Raw genomic sequence first — 26,126 nt, forward strand, 5'->3', positions numbered from 1 at the left:
TCACACCAGCCGCGACTGCTTGACCGCCGCCTCGATGAAAGAGGTGAACAGGGGATGGGGCTCGAACGGCTTGGACTTCAGTTCCGGGTGGAACTGCACGCCGACGAACCAGGGATGGTCCTTGAATTCGATGATTTCCGGCAGCAATCCGTCCGGCGACAGGCCAGAGAACACCACCCCGGCGGCCTCCAGGCGCATCTTGTAGTTCAGATTGACTTCGTAGCGGTGGCGATGGCGCTCGCTGATCATGGCCTGACCATAAATGGCCCGTGCCCGGGTGTCGGGCAGGGTCTCGCAGTCGTAGGCGCCAAGACGCATGGAACCGCCCAGATCGGTTTCCGCGTCGCGCTGCTGCACCCCGTCATCGCCCATCCACTCGGTCATCAGACCGACAACCGGTTCGTCGCAGGGGCCGAATTCGGAGGAACTGGCCCTGGCAATTCCAGCCAGATTGCGCGCCGCCTCGACCACCGCCATCTGCATGCCGAAACAGATGCCGAAATAGGGCACGCCGCGCTCGCGGGCAAAGGTCACGGCAGCGATTTTGCCTTCCGCGCCACGTTCTCCGAAGCCGCCCGGCACCAAAATCCCATGCACCCCTTCCAGATGCAGGACCGCATCGTCCTCCTCGAAGATCTCCGCCTCCAGCCATCGCAGGTTGACCTTGACGTTATTGGCAATACCGCCATGGGTCAGCGCTTCGGCCAGGGATTTATAGGCGTCGAGCAGGCCGGTATATTTGCCGACCACGGCGATGGTCACTTCGCCTTCGGGGTTGAGCAGCCGGTGGGTAATCTCTTCCCAGACCGACAGGTCCGGTTGCGGCGCGGCCAGCCCGAAATGCTTACAGACCACATCGTCGAGGCCCTCCGCATGATAGCTCAGGGGCACCCGGTAGATGTTATCCACATCGAGGCAGGGAATGACGGCTTCCTCGCGCACGTTGCAAAACAGGGCGATCTTGCGCCGCTCCCCAGCCGGAATCTCGCGGTCGGAACGGCACAACAACACGTTGGGATGAATACCCACCTGCTGTAGCTCCTTGACCGAATGCTGAGTAGGCTTGGTTTTCAGTTCCCCCGCCGCCGGAATGTAGGGGACCAGAGTCATGTGCATATAGAGCGCCTGCCCCGGCCCCACCTCGTTGCCGAACTGACGGATGGCTTCGAGAAACGGTAGGCTTTCGATATCACCCACCGTGCCGCCAATCTCGCAGAGAATGAAATCCTCTTCGCCGATATTGCTGCGGATGAAGTCTTTGATGCGGTCGGTGACATGGGGAATCACCTGAATAGTCGCCCCCAGATAATCGCCGCGCCGTTCCTTGGCGATGACGTCGGAATAGATACGCCCGGTGGTGACGTTATCGCTCTGCGCCGAGGGTACGCCGGTGAAGCGTTCGTAGTGCCCCAGGTCGAGGTCGGTCTCCGCCCCGTCGTCGGTGACAAACACCTCGCCGTGCTGATAGGGGCTCATGGTCCCCGGATCGACATTCAGATAGGGGTCGAGCTTGCGCAGACGGACCTTGAAGCCGCGCGCCTGCAACAGCGCCCCCAGGGCAGCCGAGGCCAGCCCCTTGCCGAGAGAGGAAACCACACCGCCAGTGATGAATATGAACCGCGCCATGGGCCCGCACTATACATGATCAGAGCGTCCCCAAAAGCGAAAAGAGGCGGCCATCGGACCCCCTCTTTTTCATGCCCCCGGGAAGCGGGAGAAATCCGCCGCTTTTACCGATTATTCGGCCAGCGGGGCCGTCGGCACGCTCGGCTTTTCCGGCTCTGCGGGGGCCGCCGGAGCGACCACATCGGCCCCGGGCACGACCGGAGATTCGCTGGTCGTCTTGGCCGAACCGTCCAGAATCGAGGTCGGTTTGTTGGTGTTGTTGGCCATCAGGGCCAGGGTCATGCTGGTCACCATGAAAATGGCGGCCAGAATCGCCGTGGCCCGGGTCAACAGGTTGGCCGTCGCGCGTCCGGTCATGAAGCCGCTCATGCCACCGCCGCCACCGCCGCCGCCCATGCCCAGGGCACCGCCCTCGCTCCGCTGCAACAGGACCAGGACCACCATGGCGATGGCGATCAACAAATGAATGACGAGCAAAACGGTAGTCATTGGGCCTCCGGCGAACGAAAACAGTCTCGGCAACGACACCTGCCGTCCCGGTGGCGGCGTTTTACATGGTTCGTCCCGGGAATGCCAGTGGAAATGAAAAGGGTCCGGGATACTCCACCGACATCCATCCTTCGACAAGCTCAGGATGAGGCTTCGACAAGCTCAGGATGAGGCTTCGACAAGCTCAGGATGAGGCTTCGACAGGCTCAGGATGAGGATGCTTTACGATTTCGCAAAGACACCCTCATGCTGAGCAGCGGGCAAGGCCCGCGTGTCGAAGCATACTGACGCTCAAACTCACATGGCCGCTGCGGCGATGCCCCAGAAGTCCTCGACCTTGAGCGCCGCGCCGCCGATCAGGCCGCCGTCGATATCGCCCTGCGACATCAGTTCCGCCGCATTGCCCGGCTTCATGGAGCCGCCGTAGAGAATGCGCATGCCGTCGGCCTCACCGCCGATCATTTTCTTCAGCTCGGCACGAATGGCCGCATGCACTTCCTGGGCCTGCTCCGGGGTCGCCACCTTGCCGGTGCCGATGGCCCAGACGGGCTCGTAGGCGATGATGCAGTTGGCCGCCGTGGCACCGGTCGGCAGGGAGCCGTTGAGCTGCGACTTGTTGACATCGAGGGTCTTGCCCGCCTCGCGCTCTTCCAGGGTCTCGCCGATGCAGACGATGACCTTCAGACCGGCGGCCAGACCGGCCTCGGCCTTCGCCTTGACGATGGCATCGGTCTCCGCGTGATCGGTGCGACGCTCGGAATGGCCGACGATGACATAGGAGCACCCGGCATCCTTCAACAGGCTGGCGCTGGTATCGCCGGTATGGGCCCCGCTGACGTTCATGTGGCAATCCTGCGCCCCGACGTCAACGCCGCTCCCCGAAACCGCTTCGGCCACCGTGGAAATGAGCGGAAAGGGCGGGCAGACGAGAATATCGAAAGGCGCGCTGCCCCCCAACGCCTTGCGCTTGGCCGCGACCCCCGCCGCCAGGGCCTTGCTGTCCGCCAGCAGGCCATTCATCTTCCAGTTCCCCGCGATCATCGGACGTCGTGCGGTCATTGTCTTGATCTCCCCAATATTCGGTTTCAAATGCTCAATGGACAGGCCATCGTCTAGCATGAAAGACGCGCCACCGCCACCACTCCGCGGGGTAGGGTTTTTCGTTGTTGCGAGGCTTGGCCCCGGCTTCTATCATCCGGCTCACTTTATCCGTTGATCCGCCCCCTTAGAAACCGGACCCATCATGCTTGAATTCATTCGTTCACGTTCCCAATCCATCGTCATCAAGATTCTGTTCGTTTTATTGATTCTCAGTTTCGTTGCCTGGGGCGTGGGAGACTTCGTGCGCGGCGGGTCCGGGGCGCAAGCCGTCGCCAACATCGGGGAATTGAGCATCAGCCCCATTCAGTTCGAAACCGAATATCGGCGTGAATTGGAGAACATGCGGCGTTTGCTGGGCGGCAACTTCACCGATGAACAGGCCAAGCTCATGGGCATCCCCAAGTCGGTCCTGGATCGACTGATCGAGCGCAACCTGCTGTCCCTGGCCAGCCATGAACTGGGACTGGCGGTCAGCGACAATCTGGTGCGGGAAGAAATTCAGAACCTGCCCGCCTTTCAGAACGAGGTCGGCCAGTTCGACCGTTTCAAGTTCAATCAGGTCCTGCAAGCCAGCAACCTGACCGAAGGCATGCTGGTCGAGCAACTGCGCGGCGATCTCAGCCGCAGCATGCTGATCGACAGTTTGCGCGGTGCCATGATCGCCCCGCGCGCCCTGGTCGATCCGATCTTCACCCACCGTGAGGAACGCCGGACCGCCGAGACCTTTTTGGTGCGCAAGGATATCGTGACTGATATCGGCGCTCCGGACGACAACGCCCTGGCCGCCTTCCATCAAATGAACGCCGACCAGTTTACCGCGCCGGAATATCGCAAATTGACCTATGTGGCGCTGCGGGCCGAGGAACTGGCGGGCAATACCGCCGTCCCCGAAGAGCGACTGAAGGAACTCTACGCCGAGCGCAGCGCCGATTACAATTTGCCTGAACAGCGGCATCTGTCGCAGGTGGTGGTACCCGACGAGGCCGCCGCCCGGGCCCTGGTCGAAGGAGCCAATGCCAGTGGTGAATTGCCCGGCGCAGTCGATCTGGGGGTCATGAGCCGGGACGACATGCCGCTGCCGGAACTGGCCGACGTCGCCTTCGGGCTGGATGAAGGGCAGGTCGGCGGACCGGTCAAAAGCTCGTTTGGCTGGCATGTGTTCAAGGTTCTGAAAATCGAACCGCCCCGCGTCAAATCGTTCGAGGAGGCGCGCGCCGAACTGACCCAGGAAGTGGCGCGCGAACTGTCCATCGAGGATCTATACACCCTCTCGACCCGTCTCGAAGACACCCTCGGCGGCGGCGCGACCCTGGAAGAAGCCGCCCAATCCCTGAACCTGAAACTGGTCCAGGTTGCTGCGGTGAACAGCGATGGCCGGAATCCCGAGAATCTTTCTGCCGAGGGGCTGGCCGCCGATCCTGATTTTCTGCGTGTCGCCTTCGACCTCGGCTCAGGCGAGGAAAGCCCGCTCACGGAATTCGGTGCCGACGGTTATTTCATCGTTCGGGTGGACGATGTGACGCCCCCGACCCTGAAGCCCCTAGACAGCATCCGCGCCCAGGTGATCGCCGCTTGGACCGCCTCCCGCAAGGGCAGCGCCGCCCAAGACAAGGCCCTAGCCCTGGCCGATCAGGTGCGCGGCGGATTGCCCCTGGCCGAGGCGGCTCAAACCGTGCAGGCCGAAGTGGTCGCCAGCCCGCCGCTGCTGCGTTCGGGCACCGGTTCGGCGCTCCCCGTGACCCTCATCGAGGCTCTGTTCAAGGCTGCACCGGGGGATGTGGTGACCGCCAGCGGCCCCGAGGGCACCTATGTGGCCCGGCTGAGCGAAATCACCGTTCCCGATGCCCAGGCCACCGATGAAAAGCCCAAAGTGGCGGCCCTGACCACGGCGGTGACCCAGGAGATGAGTTCCGATCTGATGGTGCAGTATCTCAATGCCTTGCGTCTGCAGTACGGGGTGAGCGTCAACCAGCGCGTCCTGGACGCGGCCCTGTGATGCAGGTCCTGCCCGATTTCGAGACTTTCAAGACGATCCATGACTCGGGGCGGGCGCATGTGGCCTGGACCACCCTAGTGGCCGACCTGGAAACGCCGGTGTCGGCCTATCTGAAACTGGCTGACGGACGCTGCAACAGTTTCTTGTTGGAGTCCGTCACCCAGGGCACCAACCGGGGCCGCTATTCCTTCATCGGACTGAAGCCGGATATCATCTGGCGCTGTCACGGCCAGCGGGCCGAGATCAACCGCCAGGCGCGCATGGACCCGGAAGCGTTCGAGCCCTGCGACGGAGACAGCCTGTCCTCATTCCGCGCCCTACTCGCCGAGTCCCATATCGACCTGCCGGACAAACTGCCGCCCATGTCGGCCGGGCTGGTCGGCTACATGGCCTACGACATGGTGCGCCAGATCGAGACCCTGCCGGACGACAATCCAGACCCCATCGGCGTGCCCGACGGTATTTTCATGCGCCCGACGGTCATAGCCGTGTTCGACAACATCGAGGATCTGGTCACCGTCATTACCCCCATCTGGCCCGACCCCTCGCGGATCAGCGCCGAGGCGGCCTATGATCTGGCCCGCACCCGACTGGCCGACGTGGTGGCAGACTTCCAGCGTTCCCTGCCCTATCGCCGCGAGCGGCCGACGGCGAGCCGCGAACTGGGCGAGCCTCAGGCCAACATGACCCGCGAACAGTTCCACCAGATGGTGGAAAAGGCCAAGCAGTACATTCTGGCCGGGGATATTTTCCAGGTGGTGCTGTCGCAGCGCTTCCGCCTGCCATTCAATCTGCCGCCGTTCGCCCTCTATCGGTCGCTCAGAAGACTCAATCCCTCGCCCTATCTGTTCAATCTGGATTTCGGCAACTTCGCCATCGTCGGATCGAGTCCCGAAGTGCTGGTGCGGGTACGCGACGGCGAAGTAACCATCCGTCCCATCGCCGGCACCCGTCCCCGGGGCGCGACCCCGGAGGAAGACAAGGCGCTGGCCGCCGACCTGCTGTCCGACGAGAAGGAACTAGCCGAACATCTGATGCTGCTCGATCTGGGCCGCAACGACGTGGGCCGGGTGGCAAAAGTCGGCACGGTACGAGTCACCGAGCGTTCGATTATCGAGAACTATTCCCACGTCATGCATATCGTCTCCAACGTAGTCGGCGAACTGGACCGCGACCGGGCCGACGAACTGGATGCCCTGTTCGGCGGCTTTCCGGCGGGCACCGTATCCGGCGCACCCAAGGTGCGGGCCATGGAAATCATCGACGAACTGGAACCCGAACGGCGCGGTTTCTATGCCGGCTGCATCGGCTATTTCGGTGCCAACGGCGACATGGACACGGCCATCGCCCTGCGCACCGCCTTGATCAAGGACGGCACCCTCTACGCCCAGGCGGGCGGCGGCATTGTCCACGATTCAACGCCCGAGGGCGAATACCAGGAAAGCCTCAACAAGGCCCGCGCCATCGTCCGCGCCGCCCAGGAAGCGGTCCGCTTCGCGTCTGCGGGTTAGCCCAGGTCTCTCACCAGACGACTGACCGGCACCAGGGTGATTCCCTTGGCGGCCAAACCGGGGAGCCAGCTTTGCAACATACGGATGGTGGCGTCGCGCGGATGGCAGATGGCCACGGCACGCCCATTCCGACGGGCCAGTCTTTCCAGGATCTCCAATTGCTTGGTGACCGCATCGTCGCGATTCACATTATCCAAAAAGACGTTGCGCATGACGAAGGGCAAGCCGACCCGGCGCGCCGCTTCCGGTCCCTTGGTCGCGCCGGAGGTGCGCGAATCCAGGAAGAACAAACCCCGCTCCTTTAGGTCCTGCATCACCACGGTCAGGGACTCCAGATCCTCGGTGAACTTGCTGCCCATGTGGTTGTTGATCCCCACATAGCCCGTGAACTGACTGAGCCCCCAATCCAGACGGTGACGGATTTCCGCCGCGTCCAATCCCACCTCCAACACTTCCGGTCCGGGGTCCAGCTTGGCATTGCCCGGCTGCATGGGCACATGGACCAGCAGTTCATGCCCTGCGGCCTGAGCGGCGGCGGTCTGGGAGGAGAGGTCTTCGGCATAGGTCAGAAAGGACAGGGTCAACGGCCCAGGCAAGGCGATGGCCTGCGCGGTGCGTTTCTGATCGACTCCCAGGTCGTCGATGACAACGGCCAGCACCGGCCCGCCCCCCAGCGTCCCCGATGGCACGGTCGCGGAGGGTGCCGTCGGTGGCGGCAGGGAGGCCACCTGCGGCGCGGCACCGGGCGGTTCAAGCGGGAACAGATCCTGAATGACCTTGCCGACCGGGGCCGACCGGGGCGGCGGCATCTCATTTCTGGGTTTATGATTCGGTCTGGGCGCGCGGGCCAACAGGGCCACGGCGCTGGTTTCCTCGACCTCGACCGCAGGCGGCGGCGTCGCAGCAAGGGGCGGGAGAAAGGGTTTCGGAGCCTGCGGCAGAGCCGCCTCGGGCGGCGTCACCGGAGTGCTGTCAGGCCCCTCGTAGATATCGTGCGGCAGGGCCTCTTCGTAAGGCAGGTGATCCAGATGGGCCAATTCCTCGATGGGATCGGGAAAAATCGGCGGCAACGGCGGCGAATGGAGCGGCTCCCAGCCCTGGTCGCGTTGATAATAGGGAATTTCCTGCGACACTTTCTTTGCCGCCGGTGCCGGATCGCGGAATAACGTCCCCAGGCCGTAGCCCAGGCCCAGGGTGGCCACGGCAATGACGCCATAAAGCAGCCAACGGATCAAAGGCTTGGGGGAGGTGCGCGGCATTTTTATTTCAAATCCCAAAAAACGACAAACGACCCCTACCCCGACCGCCGGGCGGCGTCAATGGCCGTCGGTCATGGGCTTCCAGCGGCGCAACAACAGGGAATTGCTGACCACGCTGACGCTGGACATCGCCATCGCCGCCCCCGCCACCATCGGACTCAATTGGCCCGACACCGCCAAAGGAATGGCGACGATATTGTAGACAAAGGCCCAAAACAGATTCTGACGGATCTTGTGATAGGTGGCGCGGGAAATATCCAGCGCATCGGCCACCAAATCGGGGCGACCGCGCATCAGCGTGATGCCCGCCGTCGCCATGGCCACGTCGGTTCCGGTTCCCATGGCGATGCCCACTTCCGCCGCTGCCAAGGCCGGGGCATCGTTAATGCCGTCGCCGACCATCGCCACGCCGCCCTGTTGGCGCAGGGCGACCACCACATCGGCCTTGTCGCCGGGCAGGACTTCGGCAATCACCCGATCCAGGTCGAGCGCCTGCCCGACCATTTCGACGGTGGCCCGATTGTCGCCACTGAGCAACACCGTCTGCCGCCCCATGGCCTTCAATCGTTGAATGGCGCGTGGGGATTCGAACTTGATCCCGTCTCCAAAGGCCAGCATTCCGGCGGCCTTGCCGTCCAGGACCACATAAACCACCGTCTGCCCCTGGGCTTCCAGGTCCGGGCGCGGGGTGACCGGAATGCCCCGTTCGCCCATCAGGCGGCTGTTGCCAATCAGCACGACCTTGCCGTCCACTTCCGCTTCCAGGCCGCGCCCCGGCAAGGCGGTGAAGCGCTGCACCGGCGGCAGAGAAATGCCTTCACGCTCGGCCCGCAAGGCCCGCGCCAGGGGATGTTCACTGCCCTGCTGGGCGGCGGCGGCAATGGTCACCAGGGAATCAGTCTTGCGCCGTTTGTCGAAGGACTCGACGACCACCAGGGAGGGCTTGCCCTCGGTCAGGGTGCCGGTCTTGTCGAACACCACGGTCCGTGCCCGATGCGCCCCTTCCAGGGCGGCGGCGTCGCGGATCAAAATTCCGGCCCGCGCCGCCGCGCCGGTGCCGACGATGATCGCCGTCGGCGTCGCCAGTCCGAGGGCGCAGGGACAAGCAATGACCAGCACCGAGACCGCATGAATCAAGGCTTCCGTGGCCGTCGCGCCATTCAACAGATGACCGGCGAAGGTGCCATAGGCGATGACCGTCACCACCGGCACGAAGATGGCCGCCACTCTGTCCACCAGTCGCTGCACCGGGGCCTTGCTGGCCTGAGCGTTCTCGATCAGCCGAACAATGCGTCCGAGGGTCGATTCGGCACCGATGGTGGTCGCCCGGACCCGCAACAGTCCCTCGCCGTTCATCGCCCCGCCGGTCACCGGATCGCCGGGCCCCTTGACCACCGGGAGGCTCTCCCCGGTCAGCAGGGATTCGTCGGCCTGGGACTCGCCTTCAAGGACCTCGCCGTCCACCGGGAAACGCTCGCCGGGACGCACCACCACCACGTCCCCGGCCCGTACCGCCTTCACCGGCAAAATGATCTCCGTGCCCTCGCGCAGCACACAGGCGCTCTCGGGACGCAGATGACCGAGGGCGCGAATGGCCGAGGTGGCGCTCCATTTGGCGCGGCCTTCCAGCACCTTGCCCAGCAGCACCAGAGTCACCACGCTGGCCGAAGCCTCAAAATACAGATGGTCAGACCCGCCCCGGAGCATCAGAAACAGGCTCAGACCATAGGCCGCTGTGGTGCCCAAGACCACCAGCAGATCCATGTTCGAGGATTTGGCCCGCACCGCGTTGTTGGCCCCCACATAAAACCGCGCTCCGGCCCCAAATTGCACAAAGGTCGCCAGAATCAGTTCCTGAAGCGGTGCCAGTGAAAACCAGCCGCCGGTCCATAGGGCCACCATCTGCACCCAGAACGGCAGGGTCAGAGCCAGCGCCACGCCGAGCACCCAGAGATCCCGGCGCAGGCGCTTGTTCTGCCGCGCCTCCAGATCATCCACCCCCTCATCGACAGAAAGGGTCGCCCCGAATCCGGCCTGTTCCACCGCCTTGATCAGGTCGGCGGCGACGAGGGTCGCATCGGTGAAAGCGATGGTGGCTTTTTCATTGGCCAGATTGACAGTCGCCGAGATCACGCCCGGCTGCTTGTTGAGAACCCGCTCCAATCGCCCGGAGCAGGCGGCGCAGGTCATCCCGGATATGGTCAAATCCAGGCTCTGGGTTTCGATCTTGTTCATGGAGGATATGTAAGACCAACGCGGGACACTGGCAATTGCCCGATTTCAGCATTCATAACCGAAATGCTCGGCCCAAGGGGACAACAGCGGCAACACCGGTTCCATTTGGCTTCGATAGCGCGTCCAGCGGCCCGATGCACTGCGATAGATCGGCTGCGTCACCTGATCGTAGCTCGGGGTGCGCACCCGGCTGCGTTTGCGTGCCGTATCGGCAAAGTTCTTGAAATCGTCCGTCCATGGGAGATCAAGAAACGATGCAAGGGGGCGCAACGTCCCCTCGAAGTCGTCCACCAGATCCTCATAGCGGAGGGTGAACACATTGGGATGGAATAGCGACTCGTATGTTCTCCAGAGACCAAACGCCTTGTTGTAGAGAACCGCCGCGTCTTCCAGCTGGCGAAAATTCGCCATGGCGTCGTTCTGCTTGAAATTCTGCATGAAACAACTCAGAACACAGTCGCAGGGATGGCGCAGGGCCAGGATGAACCGGGCTTGCGGAAACAGGCGGCAGATCAATCCCGCCTCGACCAGATTCAGCGGCATCTTGTCGACGATCAACGGTCCCACTCCGGCCTCTTCGCGGAACTGTTCCACTCGCTCGAAATAGAGATCCCTGAGCCCGTGGATATCCTCTGCCGTGAGTCCGGGCAATGCGGTGGGGTAGCCTTCGGCCAGGGACTCCACGCGCCCGCGCACCGCTTCCAGCATGGGACGTTCCTCGATCACGCTGACCTGAGGATGGCTGCGCAAAATGCTGTCCAAAAGTGTTGTCCCGGAACGCGGAAACCCGACCAGAAAGACCGGATCGGTTCGATCATCCAGCGGCGGAGATTGGGGCCAACGCACGGGATCATGGGCCGCATACCATTCCGCCAGACGATCAAGGGACTCCCGATAACGCATGGGATCAACTTTCCGCCCTTCCGGTGTCTGAGCGGCTTGCTCATTGGCTTGCCTGAAATAGGCGAATGCAGCAGCAGGATCGCCGAGATGATCGCAGGCCTCGCCCAGTAATTGCGCCCGGGCGGCATTGTATTGATAGTCCGCCGGGAGCGCGCCCCGAGCTTCCAGAATGTCTCGGACCTCACGGAATTCCCCGCTTCGCTTCTTGAGCATGGCCTGCCAGAGCGCCAACCGGGGATGCTCCGGGCAGGCCGCCTCGACCGCCGCCACGGCCTTTGGCAGGTCATCCGACCGATTGGCCTGTTCCAGCATTTCGATCAAAGCGTCGTGCGCAGCCGCGTTGGTCGGATCGAGATCCAAGGCACGGCGGAAACAGGCCAAGGCGCGATCCACCTCCCCCAGCGCCCCCAACGCGATCCCCAGATTGTGATGGGCTTTATCCATGGCGGGATCAAGGGCCAGCGCCCTTTCGAAGTGAATGACCGCTTTTTGCGATTGCTCCAAGAGATGGCTAACCGCCCCCAGCTTGAAATGGGCCAGCGCATGGTCCGGCAGGAGCTTGACGGCCTGACCGTAGGCGGCACGGGACTCGCTGACCTGCCCCAGCCCCTCCAGGGCGATCCCCAGATTGTAATGGGCCAAACCGAATCCCGGCTTGATCCGGATGGCCTGGAGAAAAGCCTTTGCCGCTTCCTCTCCGTCCTTCAGGGACAGCAAGGATACCCCGCGATTATAATGGGTCTCCGCGTTGTCGGCGTTCCGCTTCAACGCCTGGTCATAACAGTGCACAGCCTCCCGAGAGCGTCCCTGGGCTTCCAGAACCAACCCCAGATGGGTATGGGCCTCGGCGTTGGAGGGGGCTTGTCGCACCGCCTCGGCAATCAGCGCCTCGGCCTCGTCGAGCCTGCCGGATTGAAAGGCCGCCACGCCCAGATATTGACGCGCGACCGTCTGTCCGGGCTGTTCGGAAAGGATCGTCCGATAGAGGGCTTCCGCCTCGCCAATCCGGCCGGCCTGATGCAGCGCCAGGGCCTGTTGGATCATCGCCTGGGTTCCGGGCGGGCCTGACCTGTTCGCCTTCCTGGACTCCCGTTGCTGCCGCCGTCGTTCCGTCCTGTTCATGCCCCTCTCCCGGATTCGGTGTCATCTTAGCCCCATTGCCGTGCCCCTCGAAAGTCACGACCCCGCTCTGACCCTTGACGCCCCTGCCCCGTCTGGGCAGGATGGCCGTCAGTTGGGGAGTTTTGCACATGTTCCTGCTGATCGATAATTACGACAGCTTCACCTATAACCTCTGGCACTACCTGAGTGAATTGGGGGCCACCGTCGAAGTGCGGCGCAACGACGCGCTGACCGCCGACGAGGCCCTGGCCCTCAATCCGCAAGGGCTGATTCTCTCCCCCGGCCCCTGCGACCCGGATCAGGCCGGGATCTGCCTTGAATTGATCGCCAAGGCGGCGGGCAGGCTGCCCATTTTGGGGGTCTGCCTGGGACACCAATCCATCGGTCAGGCCTTTGGCGGACGGGTGGTGCGCGCCCCCGTCTGCATGCATGGCAAGCTGAGTCGCATCTCCCACAGCGGCGAAGGCCTCTTTGCCGGGCTGCGCAGTCCGTTCACCGCCACCCGCTATCATTCCCTGATCGTCGAGCGCCACAGCCTGCCGGCGGATCTTCAGGTCACGGCGGAAATCGGCGACGGCCTGATCATGGGCCTGCAACATCGCCGCTTTCCCATTTATGGCGTACAATTTCATCCGGAAAGCATCGCCTCGGAACTGGGGCACGATCTGTTGCGCAATTTCCTCACCATCGCCTCCAAGGAGCCCGTCGCGGCATGAGTGATACTGCCCATTACCTCAAACCCCTGTTGAGCCAAGTGGCCGACGGCCTGCCCCTGAGCGAGGACGAAGCGGCCCAGGCCTTTGAAATCATCATGTCTGGTCATGCCACATCCGCCCAGATCGGTGCCTTTCTGATGGCCCTGCGCCTGCGCGGCGAGACGGTGGAGGAAATCACCGGCGCGGTCCGCACCATGCGGACCAAGATGCTCAAGGTCACCGCGCCCGAGGGGGCAATGGACATCGTCGGCACCGGGGGCGACGCCTCGGGAACCTACAATATCTCCACGGCGGCGGCCTTCGTGGTCGCCGGTTGCGGAATCCCGGTGGCCAAGCATGGCAATAAGGCCCTGTCCTCCAAATCCGGGGCCGCCGACGTGCTCTCCAGTCTCGGGGTGAATATCGACGCCGATATGGCTTTGGTCGAACAGGCCATCGCCGAGGCCCATATTGGTTTTCTGATGGCCCCGCGCCATCACAGCGCCATGAAGTACGTCGGACCGGCGCGGGTCGAATTGGGCATCCGCACCATTTTCAACCTGCTCGGCCCGCTTTCCAACCCGGCCGGGGTGACCCGCCAGATGACCGGCGTCTTCGCCCGCGATTGGGTGCGCCCGCTGGCCGAGGTGCTGGGCCGCTTGGGCTGCACAAAGGCCTGGGTGGTGCATGGCTCCGACGGGCTCGACGAGCTGACCACCACCGGTCCGTCCCATGTGGCCCAACTGCAAGACGGTCAGGTCACCGAATTCGAAGTTTCTCCGGGCGATGCAGGTCTGCCCACGGCGCGGCCCGAGGATCTCAAGGGCAGCGACCCGGAAAGCAATGCCCAGGCCCTGCGCGCTGTGCTCAACGGCACCTCCGGGGCCTATCGTGACGTGGTGCTGTATAACGCCGCCGCCGCCCTGGTGGTGGCCGACCGGGCCGCCGACCTCAAACAGGGTGTGACCCTGGCGGCGGACTGCATCGATTCCGGTCGCGCCCTGGCCGCCCTGGACAAGCTGGTTGCCCTCACCCATGGCTGACGTGCTCGACGAGATCAATGATGTCAAACGCCGACATGTGGAACAATGCAAGGCGCAACGCCCGTTGTCCGAAATCGAGGATACGGCCCGGCGCGCAGATCCCCCGCGCGGTTTCGCCCAGGCTCTCAGCCATGCCGTCGATCAAGGCGGCTGTGGACTGATTGCCGAAATCAAGAAGGCTTCCCCGTCCAAAGGCCTGATTCGAGGGGATTTCGATCCGCCAATGCTGGCTCGGGCCTACGAGTCCGGGGGGGCGTCGTGCCTGTCGGTGCTGACCGATGCGCCCTACTTCCAGGGCCACGACGATTATCTGGTAGCGGCCCGTGCGGCCGTCTCTCTGCCGGTGCTGCGCAAGGATTTCATGATCGACCCCTATCAGGTCGTCGAGGCCCGCGCCCTCGGGGCCGATTGCATCCTGCTAATCATGGCCTCCCTGGATGATACCCTGGCGGCGGAATTGGAAGCTACGGCCCTCCAGTGGGGTCTGGACGTATTGATTGAAGTGCATGACGGTGATGAACTGGACCGGGCGCTCAAATTGCGCTCGCCGTTGATCGGCATCAACAATCGAAACCTCAAGACTCTCGAAGTCAGCCTGACCACCACCGAGGCGCTGGCCCCCCGAATGCCCGCCGACCGCCAACTGGTCTGCGAGAGCGGATTGTTCTCGGCCGCCGACCTGAATCGCATGTCCAAAGTGGGCGCTCGACGTTTTTTGATTGGCGAATCCCTGATGCGTCAACCGGATGTGGCAGCCGCGACCCGCGCCCTTCTCTCTCCCATGAAAGCTCCATAAATGGCGGATTTCACCCATTTTGACGCCCACGGCAATGCGCTGATGGTCGATGTGTCCAAAAAAATGGACAGCGAACGGACGGCGACCGCCGAAGGACGTGTCCTGGTCTCCCAACAGACCATGGATCTGATTCAGGGCGAAGGGTTCAAAAAAGGTGACGTGCTCGGCGTCGCCCAATTGGCTGGCATCATGGGGGCCAAACGGACCCCGGAGTTGATCCCGTTGTGCCACCCGCTGGCCCTGACCTCGGTGAAAGTGGACCTGAGTTGCGACCTGGCCGACAACGCCGTGGTCATCCGCGCCACCTGCAAACTGACCGGCAAGACCGGTGTCGAGATGGAAGCCCTGACCGCCGTGTCCGTCGCCGCCCTCACCGTATACGACATGTGCAAGGCGGTGGACAAAGGCATGCGGATTACCGATATCCGTCTGACCCACAAGGCCGGGGGCAAGTCCGGCACCTATGAGGCTGCATGAAATGATTTCGGTAGCGGAAGCACTGGATAAAATTCTTTGCGGAATCGAAACACTCTCGTCGGAGACCGTCTCCGTGGCCGATGCGGTCGGGCGCATCCTGGCCGAGGATGTGTCGGCCCGCCTGACGCAGCCGCCGCTGGCCGTCTCGGCCATGGACGGATATGCCGTGCGGGCCTGCGATTTGCGTACCATACCTGCGGTTCTGAACTGCATTGGCGCCGCGCCAGCAGGGGGCACCTTTGAAGCCGCCGTCACCGAGGGTGAATGCGTGCGTATTTTCACCGGCGCGCCAATCCCTGCTGGTGCCGACGCGGTGGTTATGCAAGAAGACACCGCCCGCGAAGGCGACCGGGTTTTAATCAAAGAGCCCTACGCCCCGGGCAAATTCGTCCGTCCGGCCGGGCTGGATTTCACGGCGGGCAAGGTGTTGCTGCGGTCCGGTCATCGGCTGAGTTCTCGCGACATCGGCCTGTGCGCGGCCATGAATCTGCCCTGGCTGCGGGTGGTCCGGCGCCCCCGAGTCGCCATCCTGGCCACCGGTGATGAACTGGTGATGCCCGGCGACCCCCTGGGGCCGAGTCAGATTATCAGCTCCAACAGTCTCGCCCTGGCCGCCTTCGTGCGCGAACTGGGCGGCGACCCGCTGGACCTGGGGATCGCCCGCGACAGCCTGGAGGCCCTGGATTCCCTGCTGGCCGGAGCCGAGCGGGCGGACCTGCTGGTCACCCTCGGCGGGGCCTCGGTGGGCGATCACGATCTGGTGGTCAAGGGACTGACCGAACGCGGCTTCAATCTCGGTTTTCACAAGGTCGCCATGCGCCCGGGCAAGCCGTTGATTTTCGGTCATGTGGGCAACACGGCGGTTCTGGGGTTGCCCGGCAATCCGGTGTCCGCCGGCGTCACCTCGGTGCTGTTTCTCAAACCGGCGCTGGAAAAGATGCAGGGCCTGCCCCCTGGCACGACGCCCCGGGAAACCGCCGTCCTGGGTTGCGACCTGCCGGAGAACGACCGGCGGCAGGACTATCTACGAGCCGACCTGTATCGGGAACGGGACGGCACGCCGATCGTCAATCCCTTCGACAAGCAGGACAGCGCCATGCTGGCCCTGTTCGCCCGCGCCGATTGTCTGGTGGTGCGCCCGCCCTTCGCCCAACCGGCCAAGGCCGGAGACCGGGTCGAGATCATCTTGTTGAACAACGGTTAGCGGAAAACCCGCATGGCGATGTTGACCACCCGCATTTGTTCGGCGCTCAAATCCACCCCCCGTTGACGGATCGCCACCAGCTCCACCACCAGAGATTTGTTGCGCGGCTCCAGGGCATATCGGCACAGAATCACATCCCGTTGCACGGTCGGACTCAGAGCCCGTTCGTTGACCACCGCGACCTTGTAAGGGATGGAGATATTGCGCGTGCCGTCGCCCTCCCAGATTTTTGGCTGTTCCGCTGTGGTCTCGCCCAGATCGCGATTGAGGAAGTTCAACACGGCCATGCAATGACGGGATTCCAGGACCCCGGGGGCCGGGTCCTCGGCACAGGCCGCCAGCCCCCAGACCCCCGCCAACAGCGTGCCCAGAACGAGAAGCCGTGGTATCCATTGCATGTGATTTCATCCTCTGCGGCGTATCCCATTTCCAGGGTACCTCTTTCGGCGGAGCGGGAACAGAGAAGCCTTGACTCAAGGCGGGAACCAAAGTAGAACAACAGCAGGATTTGGCCTTTGTTCCCATTTTGTGGCCCCGCTTAACAGGAACCCGCGAGAATGTTGACCAAGAAACAGTACGAACTTCTCACCTTCATCGATTCCCGCCTGCGCGAAAGCGGCGTTTCACCGTCCTATGACGAAATGAAGGATGCCCTGAATTTGGCCTCGAAGTCCGGCATTCACCGCCTGATCACCGGCCTGGAGGAGCGTGGATTCATCCGCCGCCTGCCCCATCGGGCGCGGGCCCTGGAGGTCGTCAAGCTGCCGGAAAACATGGACGACGCCCTGCCCCCGGCACCCGCCAAGACCCGCGATGCCTTTGCCCCCAAAGTCATCCAGGCCGACTTCCGCATTCTCGGTTCCGAGCCGGCCCGCCCGTCCGACGACATCGTGCGTCTGCCCCTGTACGGACGGATCGCCGCCGGAACCCCCATTGAGGCCCTGCGCGACCCCAGCAGCGCGGTCGATGTGCCGGCTGGACTGCTGGCCCAGGGGCGCGGCGACCATTACACCCTGGAAGTGGATGGAGATTCCATGGTCGAGGCGGGTATTCTGGATGGCGATACGGTGATCATTCAGCAATGCAATGCCGCCGAAACCGGAGACATCGTGGTCGCCCTGGTGGACAATCAGGAAGTGACGCTCAAGCGGCTGCGCAAGAAAGGCCACTCCATCGCCCTGGAACCGGCCAACGCGCGCTACGAAACGCGGATCTACGGCCCCGATCAGGTGCAGATTCAGGGCAAGCTGGTGGGTCTGCTGCGCCAGTACTAGAGCGGCGCGCATTGAGCGAGCAGCCAAGCCGCCGGAGGCGGCGCCCGGCGAGGGCAATCAAAATTCTTTGGAACAGCTTGCTGAAAAAGTCAGATTTGGCGGATGGGGCGACACATGCTTCGACAAGCTCATGCTTCACAAGCTCAGCATGAGGACATTCAATATTTCAATGCGTTAGTCTCACCCTGAGCCTGTCGAAGGGCGAGGCGGGACACTGAAAAACGGCTTTTTCAGCAAACTGTTAGAGCATCGTGCGTCATATTTGACTCACGAGGCTCTAGAATCCTTGACCTTCCGTTGAACCGGTGGCGGCCGTGGTCGGTTTCTTGATTTTATCGGGTCGCAGAACCCAGGGTCGGTCGCCCCGCTGTCCGTTGACGCTTTCCACCCGGATGGTGCCGTCGGGATGCAGCCATAGGGCATGACTGCCGCCGCGCCACAGATCGAAACGGTCGATCACCAATCGCGCCGACGGGCAGCGCCCGCGCACCGGCTGGCTGCTGACCACCAGATCCGCCGCCCGGCAATCATCCTCCAGGGCATCGGTCTCGCGAACCAGGGCCACCACCAGACCCTGCCGGTGCAGAATGCAGCCCAGGGGATCACAGGACAGGGCCGCCTGCGGGTCCGGGGTGAACCCGCGCCAGGACACCGCCGTTGCCACCGCTTCCCGATTCATCCAGTTCTCACGCTGAAAACTGCCGCCGCGCAGACTGGAAAAGGCCAACCGCCCGTCGGGCAGGCGGGCCGCCATCAGTTTCCCGTCGCCATCGACCAGAATGTCCGGCGGCGGCATGTGGGACAGGGCGACGCCGCCGATGAGCAACCCGATGATCCCCAGATAGCGCCAGCGCCGCCGCCACAGACAAAGCCAGATGCCACCCAGGGAGACGGCGGCCACCCCCCAGCCGGGCAGCCCGGGAAACAGCATCACCGCGCCCTCCATGCCCGCCACCGTCTGGGCCACGCGCACCACCCCCTCAATGCCCCAGCCCATGGGTACAAGGGCCAGACTCTCACCGCCCAGGGGAGCCAGGAGGTAGGCCAGCAACGCCCAAGGCATGATCCACAGGGCCGTCATCGGCACCGCCGCCAGATTGGCCAGCAGACCGAAGCTGGCCATGCGGTGAAAATGATGGATGGCGAAGGGTGCCGTCGCCAGCCCGGCAACCAGAGTGGTCAGCGACACGGCGGCCAGATAGAGCAGCGGCCCCGACCACAAACCGCCGAAATTCCGGCGCGCCGCCGCGAGCCTTCGCCCGGCTTGTTCATAGACCGCCACCAGCGCCAGGACGGCGGCAAAGGACATCTGAAAACTCGGCCCGAGCAGGGATTCCGGCTGCACCAGCAACACCACCGACGCCGCCCAGGCCAACCCGCGCATGGAGAGCCCCTGTCGATCCACCAGCACCCCCAACAGAACCAGCCCGACCATCAAGAAGGCGCGCTGGGTGGGCACCGTCGCGCCGGTCATCTGGGCGTAGCCGAAGGCCACCAGAATCGCCGCCACGGCGGCCCATTTTTTGACCGGAAACCGCAGCGCCACCACCGGCAGCAAGGCCAGGACAGCGCGCAAGGCGAAAAACACCAACCCCGCCACCAACCCCACATGCAACCCCGAAATGGCCAACAAATGGGCCAAACCGGCATCGCGCATGGCCTGCATGGCGGAGTCGGGAATCGCCGCCCGGTCACCGGTCATCAGCGCCGCCGCCACGCCGCCGATGGTGGAATCCGGCAACGCCGCCCGAATGCGCGCGCCCAGGTGATAGCGCAGGGAGGACAGGGCCGTGCCATAGGCGGCTAATCCGGTCGCCGGGTCATGGGCGGTGATTTCCGCCGTTCCCAGTCCATATCCAACCGCTCCCAAACCCTCGAAATAGGCTTTGCGTTGAAAATCAAAGCCACCCGGCAGGGTCGGCGGGGGGGGCGGCAACAGCATGGCCGGAACCTGAATCCAGTCTCCGGGAGCCAGGTCGGGCTGCGTCCCGCGCAGGCGGATGCGGACTTTTTCCGGCGTCCGGTCGGCGCTCAACCGATTGATCCGCAACCGTTCCAAGGTCACCCGCACTTCCTTGGGCAGGGCCTCCACCTGAAGCACCCGACCGGCCACCGTGGCCGGGCCGTGACGCTGTTCGAGAACGGTGGCGGCGACCAAGGAGGTCCGCGCCTGGGCCACCGCGAAACCCAACGCCAGAGTAAGCAGAATCAGACCGGCGATCCGCCCGCCCTGCCGCTCCCAGAGCAGCCGGGTGACCAGGATCAACGGCAGGAGCAGCGCCAGCCCCAGCCACCACGGGGGCTCGTGGCGCAGGGAAAAATAAACGGCAATCCCGACCCCCAGCAGCACCGGCAGCCACAATGGCCAGCGTTCCCGCTCCTCGAAGAACCCTTCCAGACTGCCGCCGGGCCGAAACATCCCCAGAATCTCACTTTGTCGCTCAAAGGTGACGCATCAACATCCGTAAATCTTTGCTGCGCATGCGAAGAATGTGCTACATAGCTGTCTCAGACAACGGAATCTAGCAGAATTGCCCATGCAGGTCGTTACCCGTTTTGCCCCCTCGCCCACCGGCTTCCTGCACATCGGGGGAGCGCGCACGGCTCTATTCAACTGGCTGTTCGCCCGCCATCACGGCGGACGCTTTCAATTGCGCATTGAGGATACCGACCGCGAACGCTCCAAACCGGAAGCGGTGGAAGCCATTTTCGACGGGCTGCGCTGGCTCGGTCTGGACTGGGACGGCGAGGTCCTGTTCCAGTTCAGCCGGGCCGATCGTCATGCGGAAGTGGCCCGGCAACTGCTGGCTGCGGGCAAGGCCTATTACTGCTATTGGACGCCCGAGGAACTGACCGCCATGCGCGAGGCCGCCCGTGCCGAAGGCCGGTCCGGCTATTTCGATCCCAAATGGCGTGACGCGGACCCGGCGACCGTGCCCCAGGACGTGCCGCCGGTGATTCGCCTGAAGTCCCCGCGCGACGGCGAGACTGTGGTCCAGGACCTGATTCAGGGCGAAGTCCGCACCGCCAATGCGCAAATGGACGACATGGTCCTGCTGCGCGCCGACGGTACGCCGACCTACATGCTGGCGGTGGTGGTGGACGACCACGACATGGGGGTCACCCATGTCATTCGCGGCGACGACCACCTGACCAATACCTTCCGCCAGTTGCAACTCTATCAGGCCCTGGACTGGACGCCGCCCGCCTTCGCCCATCAGTCGCTGATCCATGGTCCGGACGGCAAGAAAATGTCGAAGCGCCACGGGGCCGTGGGCGCCGAAGTTTATCGGGATATGGGATTCCTGCCCGAAGCCATGCGCAATTACCTGCTGCGCCTGGGCTGGAGTCACGGGGATGACGAAATTTTCAGCACCGAACAGGCCATCGAATGGTTCAACCTGGAGAACGTCGGTCGTGCCGCCGCCCGCTTCGACATGGAAAAGCTGACCGTTCTCAACGGCCATTACATCCGCCACACGGAGGATCACAGGTTGGTCGACCTGCTGGCCCCCCGGCTGGCGGCACAAATCGGCGGCCCCTTGGATGACACGGCCCGCGCCCGGCTGCTGCGGGGCATGCCCTCACTCAAGGAGCGCGCCAAAACGCTGGTCGAACTGGCAGAAAGCGCGCTATTCTATGTCCAACCACGGCCCTTGATGATGACCGACAAGGCAACCAAAATCCTCGATGCGGCGGGATTGAATGTGTTGAAGCACTTGAGTGAATCACTGGCCGACTGCCCCTGGACCCGGGATGACCTGGAAGCCGAGGCCCGGCAGTTTGCAGAAAAAAACGACCTCAAATTGGGTAAGGCGGCACAGCCTTTGCGTGCCGCCTTGACTGGCACCAATGTCTCGCCACCGATTTTCGAGGTCATGGAAATTTTAGGCAGGGAAGAAGTCCTGGCGCGTCTGGAAGATGCCAGAGGCGCCACATGAGATTATGGGGTCGATCCCCACCCATCGACAGCCGCGCACAGACCGTCCACAAGGTCGCGGCCGACTGCTTGAGGAGAAGTGTTTATGAGTGAGAAAAACAAAAAGACCGTCACGATGACGGACAATCGCACCGGCAAAGTCTGGGAATTTCCCGTTATTTCAGGCACGACCGGACCGGATGTGATCGACCTGCGCCGCCTGTACGCTGAAACCGGCATGTTCACCTACGATCCGGGCTTCACCTCCACCGGCAGCTGCGAATCCAGCATCACCTACATCGACGGTGAAGCGGGCATTCTGCGCCACCGGGGCTATGACATCGCCGATCTGGCCGAGCATTCGGATTTCATGGAAGTGGCTTACCTGCTGCTCTATGGCGACCTGCCCAACCCGCCGCAGAAGGCCAAGTTCGAGTCGGACATCACCCACCATTCGATGATCCACGAACAGCTGCACAAGTTTTATAGCGGCTTCCGGCGTGACAGCCATCCCATGGCCGTCATGGTCGGCATCATGGGAGCCTTATCCTCGTTCTATCACGACAGCACCGACATCACCGATCCCCGGCATCGCCTGATCGCTTCCTATCGGATGATCGCCAAGGTGCCGACCATTGCCGCCTGGGCCTACAAGTATTCCATTGGACAACCGTTCATCTATCCGAAGAACAACCTGTCCTATGCGGAAAACTTCCTACAGATGATGTATGCGGTGCCCTGCGAGGAATACATGGTCAATCCGGTGCTGGCCCGGGCCATGGACCGCATCCTGATCCTGCATGCCGATCACGAACAGAACGCCTCCACCTCCACCGTCCGTCTGGCCGGTTCCTCGGGGGCCAATCCGTTCGCCTGTATCGCGGCGGGCATCGCCTCCCTGTGGGGTCCGGCGCACGGCGGTGCCAACGAGGCCGTGTTGAAAATGCTCAACGAAATCGGTCACAAGGATAACATCCCGGAATACATTAAACGGGCCAAGGACAAGGACGACCCGTTCCGGCTCATGGGCTTCGGACACCGGGTCTACAAGAACTACGATCCGCGGGCGACGGTCATGCAAAAGACCTGTCACGAGGTGCTCGACGAATTGGGCATCGCCAACGAGCCGCTGCTCGATCTGGCCATGGAACTGGAGCGCATTGCCCTGGAGGACGAGTATTTCGTCGACAAGAAGCTGTTCCCCAACGTGGACTTCTATTCGGGTATCATCTTCAAGGCGATGAACATCCCGGTTTCCATGTATACGGTGCTGTTCGCCCTCGCCCGTACCGTCGGCTGGGTGGCCCAGTGGAACGAGATGATCGAGGACCCGACGCAGAAAATCGGGCGCCCCCGTCAGCTCTATATCGGCGAGGTCCAGCGCGAGTTTATCCCGTTGCACAAGCGGGTCAGCATGAACCGGGAGCTGCCGCCGGAATAGCTCCTATCACTACACGTCCATTGAAAAAGGGAGCCCGGCGCTCCCTTTTTTATTTTTTATGCCGCAACCCGATATACAGGGTCTTCAATCACATTGACCTCCACCAGATCCTTCGCCCGGCGAAGAAGATCGCGGCATTCAGGGCTGAGATGCTTGATATGCAGGCGCTTGCCGCGCCGGGTATAGCGTTCGGCCAGGGTGTCGATGGCTTCCAGGCCGGAATGATCAACCACCCGCGACAGCCGGAAATCCACCACCACGTCATCGGTATCATTCTCTGGATCGAACAGATCCCGAAAAGCCGTCACCGAGCCGAAAAACAACGGCCCCTCAATGGAATAGACCTTGTTACCCAGACCATCCCGGGCACATTTCGCCTGAATCCGTGTTGCATTGCCCCAGGCATAGACCAGCGCCGAGACAATCACCCCGACCACCACCGCTACGGCCAAATCCGTGAATACCGTCACCCCGGACACCAAGATCAGCACAAAGGCGTCGGCACGCGGAATTTTGTGCAGAATGCGGAAGCTGGACCACTCGAAGGTCCCCAGGACGACCATCATCATCACCCCGACCAGGGCCGCCAGTGGGATCATCTCGATCATCTCGGAGGCGAACAGGATGAAGCCGAGCAAAAAAATCGCGGCGGAAATGCCCGAGGCGCGGCCCCGACCGCCCGAATTCACGTTGATCATGCTTTGCCCGATCATGGCGCATCCGCCCATGCCGCCGAACAGGCCGGTCACCACATTGGCGGTGCCCTGGCCGATACATTCCCGGTTTCCCTGGCCCCGGGTATCGGTGATTTCGTCAATCACCGTCAGAGTCAACAGGCTCTCGATCAACCCGATGGCGGCCAGGATCGCCGCATAGGGGAAAATGATGGTCAGGGTGTCCCAGGTCCAGGGCACCAGAGGCAAATGAAATGTCGGCAAACCACCGGCAATAGAGGCCATGTCACCGACCGTGCGTGTTTCCAATCCGAGCAGAACCACCACGCCGGTCACCGCCAGGATAGCCACCAAAGGAGCCGGAATGGCTCCAGTCAGACGCGGCAGAAAATGAATAATCCCCATGGCCAGGGCAACTAACCCCAGCATCACGTAAAGCGCCTCGCCGGACATCCAGGCCATGCCACCGTCCGGCAGGACAATCTGAAATTGCTTGAGTTGCGCGAGAAAAATCACAATAGCCAGGCCGTTGACGAATCCCAACATCACTTGATGCGGCACCATGCGGATATATTTTCCCAATCGCAGCATTCCGGCCAAGGTCTGCAAAATGCCCATCAGCACCACGGTGGCGAATAAATATTCCACCCCGTGATCTGCCACTAGGCTCACCATAACCACCGCCAGGGCCCCAGTGGCCCCGGAGATCATCCCCGGCCGCCCCCCCAAGACGGCGGTGATCAGCCCCACCATGAATGCCGCATAGAGACCGGTCAGTGGATTGACTCCCGCCACGAAAGCAAAAGCCACCGCCTCGGGCACCAGTGCCAGCGCCACAGTCAATCCGGATAGGAGATCTGCTTTTAGGGAAACCGCCTTGCGTATATGAAACTCGAACATAAACCCCGCCAAAAAAAATCGGCTGCGGTGCGACCCAACAGCCGGTATGAATATTCGCATATAAGACTTTTCTGATATATACAGAAAGATATCTGATCGGTCCATGTCCCTTCACGCATGACGCCCCTGCATAAGACACATGCGAAACGCAGCACCTGACACGAATGGGCGGATTTTCATCCATTGAGCGCCCAAAACAGGCGGAAACCCACCCATCGGCTTCCACTGCAATTCTCCACAATCATTCTGTTTTTCAGTCTAATCGACTGGGGAAATATGAAGATTTTTTGTCAATTGCCTGCTAATCTATTGACCAATTGAACTGGCACCGCCTTTGCGAAGCCACCGTCGACGCGAGACCCCGCCGGATCGCGCCGAGGAAAAAGAAGAACAATTCGGCGCCCTGACGGATCAACCGTATTGGGATAATGAAAATGATAGGGAGTTTAATGATGCGTCTTTTTACCACCGGAATTGCCGCCCTGGCGGCCGCCACCTTCATGCTGAGCGCCCCTGCGCCGGTCAGCGCTGAAGAAATCGTCATCAAGTTTTCCATTGTCACCTCGGGACAGCATCCGAAGAATCTGGCCGCTGTAGCCTTCACCGATCGGGTGAACGAAGAAATGAAAGGCAAGGTCAAGGTCGAACTCTTCCCCGGATCGCAGTTGTTTGACGATGACAAGCTGATGATCGAATTGATCAAGGGCAGCTCGGTACAGATGGGTGCCCCGTCCCTGTCCAAATTCGAGAGCATCACCAAGAAGTTCCGTATTTACGATCTGCCGTTCCTGTTCGACAATCTGGCTGCGGTGGATAAGTTCCAAGCTTCCCCGGCCGGCCAGGATATCCTCAACTCCATGGAAAACAAGGGTATTCTGGGCCTCGCCTACTGGCATTCCGGGATGAAGCAGATGTCGGCCAAGAAGCCGTTGCTGCTGCCGGAAGATGCCAAGGGTCTGAAATTCCGCGTGCAACAGTCCGACGTGCTGGTCGCCCAGTTTGAACAACTGAACGCGGTGCCGCAGAAGATGGCCTTCGCCGAAGTGTACGGCGGCCTGCAAACCGGCGTCGTGGACGGTCAGGAAAACACTTGGTCAAACATCTACACCAAGAAGTTCTACGAAGTGCAGGATGGCATTACCGCCACTGACCACGGCGTGCTCGATTACGCGGTGATCGTGTCCAAGCGTTTCTGGATGGGTCTGCCGGAAGACATCCGGACGCAGTTGGAAAAGATCATGGCGGAAGTCACCGCCGAGCAGAACGCCAGCACCAACGCCCTGGAGTTGGCCAACAAGCAGAAGATCATCGACGCCGGGACCGTGGTCCGGGAACTGACGCCCGAACAACGGGCAGCCTGGAAAGCGGCCATGAAGCCGGTCTGGGATAAGTTCGCCGACGAAATCGGCCGTGACCTCCTCGCCGCCGCCGACGCTTCCAACATGTAAAACAGAGGGATGC

20 protein-coding genes are annotated in these 26,126 nt (G+C 62.3%); 11 read left to right on the forward strand and 9 right to left on the reverse strand.

Features of this window, described 5'->3' with window-relative positions:
- From pyrG to tpiA, 3 genes are all read right to left on the reverse strand, one after another.
- A complete protein-coding gene (gene pyrG, locus ACYQ1P_RS14085; RefSeq protein ID WP_460020971.1) occupies positions 1 to 1,626 on the reverse strand; it encodes a CTP synthase in 1,626 nt (541 codons plus the stop codon).
- Between the two features lie 111 nt (positions 1,627 to 1,737).
- Positions 1,738 to 2,115: a preprotein translocase subunit SecG gene (secG, locus tag ACYQ1P_RS14090; RefSeq protein WP_460020972.1), complete on the reverse strand. Its 378-nt coding sequence runs from the start codon at positions 2,113 to 2,115 to the stop codon at positions 1,738 to 1,740.
- Positions 2,116 to 2,412: 297 nt separating this feature from the next.
- Complete coding sequence (tpiA, locus tag ACYQ1P_RS14095; protein ID WP_460020973.1) at positions 2,413 to 3,174, reverse strand: triose-phosphate isomerase; 762 nt, start codon at positions 3,172 to 3,174, stop codon at positions 2,413 to 2,415.
- Positions 3,175 to 3,358: 184 nt separating this feature from the next.
- Between tpiA and ACYQ1P_RS14100 the strand changes: the two genes are divergently transcribed.
- Positions 3,359 to 5,212 (forward strand): SurA N-terminal domain-containing protein, encoded by a 1,854-nt coding sequence (locus tag ACYQ1P_RS14100; protein ID WP_460020974.1) that lies wholly within the window; start codon positions 3,359 to 3,361, stop codon positions 5,210 to 5,212.
- Positions 5,212 to 6,723 carry an anthranilate synthase component I gene (trpE, locus tag ACYQ1P_RS14105; protein ID WP_460020975.1) on the forward strand — a complete coding sequence of 504 codons (1,512 nt, stop codon included), beginning with the start codon at positions 5,212 to 5,214 and terminating at the stop codon, positions 6,721 to 6,723. Before ACYQ1P_RS14100 ends, trpE begins: the two co-directional genes overlap by 1 nt.
- On the opposite strand, the gene ACYQ1P_RS14110 is transcribed toward trpE, so the two are convergent.
- From ACYQ1P_RS14110 to ACYQ1P_RS14120, 3 genes are read right to left on the reverse strand one after another with little or no spacing between them, the layout of a single operon-like run.
- Positions 6,720 to 7,982 carry a divergent polysaccharide deacetylase family protein gene (locus ACYQ1P_RS14110; RefSeq protein WP_460020976.1) on the reverse strand — a complete coding sequence of 421 codons (1,263 nt, stop codon included), beginning with the start codon at positions 7,980 to 7,982 and terminating at the stop codon, positions 6,720 to 6,722. The two genes, trpE and ACYQ1P_RS14110, sit on opposite strands and share 4 nt — an antisense overlap.
- Before the next feature lie 57 nt (positions 7,983 to 8,039).
- A complete protein-coding gene (locus tag ACYQ1P_RS14115; protein ID WP_460020977.1) occupies positions 8,040 to 10,217 on the reverse strand; it encodes a heavy metal translocating P-type ATPase in 2,178 nt (725 codons plus the stop codon).
- A 45-nt stretch (positions 10,218 to 10,262) separates the two neighbouring features.
- The gene (locus ACYQ1P_RS14120; protein WP_460020978.1) at positions 10,263 to 12,242 is read right to left on the reverse strand and encodes a tetratricopeptide repeat-containing sulfotransferase family protein; all 1,980 of its coding nucleotides are present in this window, start codon (positions 12,240 to 12,242) and stop codon (positions 10,263 to 10,265) included.
- 128 nt (positions 12,243 to 12,370) lie between these two features.
- Here ACYQ1P_RS14120 and ACYQ1P_RS14125 point away from each other — a divergent pair, with 128 nt between their 5' ends.
- From ACYQ1P_RS14125 to ACYQ1P_RS14145, 5 genes are read left to right on the forward strand one after another with little or no spacing between them, the layout of a single operon-like run.
- Positions 12,371 to 12,958: an anthranilate synthase component II gene (locus ACYQ1P_RS14125; protein ID WP_460020979.1), complete on the forward strand. Its 588-nt coding sequence runs from the start codon at positions 12,371 to 12,373 to the stop codon at positions 12,956 to 12,958.
- Positions 12,955 to 13,980, forward strand: a complete 1,026-nt coding sequence (gene trpD / locus ACYQ1P_RS14130; RefSeq protein WP_460020980.1) for an anthranilate phosphoribosyltransferase — start codon at positions 12,955 to 12,957, stop codon at positions 13,978 to 13,980. The genes ACYQ1P_RS14125 and trpD overlap by 4 nt, the downstream gene beginning before the upstream one ends.
- Positions 13,973 to 14,776: an indole-3-glycerol phosphate synthase TrpC gene (trpC, locus tag ACYQ1P_RS14135; RefSeq protein ID WP_460020981.1), complete on the forward strand. Its 804-nt coding sequence runs from the start codon at positions 13,973 to 13,975 to the stop codon at positions 14,774 to 14,776. The genes trpD and trpC overlap by 8 nt, the downstream gene beginning before the upstream one ends.
- Positions 14,777 to 15,253 carry a cyclic pyranopterin monophosphate synthase MoaC gene (moaC, locus tag ACYQ1P_RS14140; RefSeq protein ID WP_460020982.1) on the forward strand — a complete coding sequence of 159 codons (477 nt, stop codon included), beginning with the start codon at positions 14,777 to 14,779 and terminating at the stop codon, positions 15,251 to 15,253.
- Position 15,254: 1 nt separating this feature from the next.
- Entirely contained in the window at positions 15,255 to 16,457 is a 1,203-nt protein-coding gene (locus tag ACYQ1P_RS14145; RefSeq protein ID WP_460020983.1) for a molybdopterin molybdotransferase MoeA, read from the forward strand.
- Here ACYQ1P_RS14145 and ACYQ1P_RS14150 read toward each other — a convergent pair.
- Entirely contained in the window at positions 16,454 to 16,855 is a 402-nt protein-coding gene (locus tag ACYQ1P_RS14150) for a hypothetical protein (RefSeq protein ID WP_460020984.1), read from the reverse strand. The genes ACYQ1P_RS14145 and ACYQ1P_RS14150 overlap by 4 nt on opposite strands.
- Before the next feature lie 159 nt (positions 16,856 to 17,014).
- On the opposite strand from ACYQ1P_RS14150, the gene lexA reads away from it, so the two are divergent.
- Complete coding sequence (gene lexA, locus ACYQ1P_RS14155; protein WP_460020985.1) at positions 17,015 to 17,731, forward strand: transcriptional repressor LexA; 717 nt, start codon at positions 17,015 to 17,017, stop codon at positions 17,729 to 17,731.
- Between the two features lie 277 nt (positions 17,732 to 18,008).
- Here lexA and ACYQ1P_RS14160 read toward each other — a convergent pair whose 3' ends face one another.
- Positions 18,009 to 20,150, reverse strand: a complete 2,142-nt coding sequence (locus ACYQ1P_RS14160; RefSeq protein ID WP_460020986.1) for a ComEC/Rec2 family competence protein — start codon at positions 20,148 to 20,150, stop codon at positions 18,009 to 18,011.
- 118 nt (positions 20,151 to 20,268) lie between these two features.
- Here ACYQ1P_RS14160 and gltX point away from each other — a divergent pair, with 118 nt between their 5' ends.
- Both gltX and ACYQ1P_RS14170 read left to right on the forward strand, forming a co-directional pair.
- A complete protein-coding gene (gene gltX, locus ACYQ1P_RS14165) occupies positions 20,269 to 21,672 on the forward strand; it encodes a glutamate--tRNA ligase (protein ID WP_460020987.1) in 1,404 nt (467 codons plus the stop codon).
- A gap of 84 nt (positions 21,673 to 21,756) precedes the next feature.
- Positions 21,757 to 23,091 (forward strand): citrate synthase, encoded by a 1,335-nt coding sequence (locus ACYQ1P_RS14170; protein WP_460020988.1) that lies wholly within the window; start codon positions 21,757 to 21,759, stop codon positions 23,089 to 23,091.
- Positions 23,092 to 23,147: 56 nt separating this feature from the next.
- Here ACYQ1P_RS14170 and ACYQ1P_RS14175 read toward each other — a convergent pair whose 3' ends face one another.
- The gene (locus ACYQ1P_RS14175) at positions 23,148 to 24,665 is read right to left on the reverse strand and encodes a SulP family inorganic anion transporter (protein WP_460020989.1); all 1,518 of its coding nucleotides are present in this window, start codon (positions 24,663 to 24,665) and stop codon (positions 23,148 to 23,150) included.
- A 452-nt stretch (positions 24,666 to 25,117) separates the two neighbouring features.
- Between ACYQ1P_RS14175 and ACYQ1P_RS14180 the strand changes: the two genes are divergently transcribed.
- The gene (locus tag ACYQ1P_RS14180; protein ID WP_460020990.1) at positions 25,118 to 26,113 is read left to right on the forward strand and encodes a DctP family TRAP transporter solute-binding subunit; all 996 of its coding nucleotides are present in this window, start codon (positions 25,118 to 25,120) and stop codon (positions 26,111 to 26,113) included.
- Positions 26,114 to 26,126 lie beyond the last annotated feature (13 nt).

It is taken from the genome of Magnetospira thiophila (assembly GCF_054657015.1).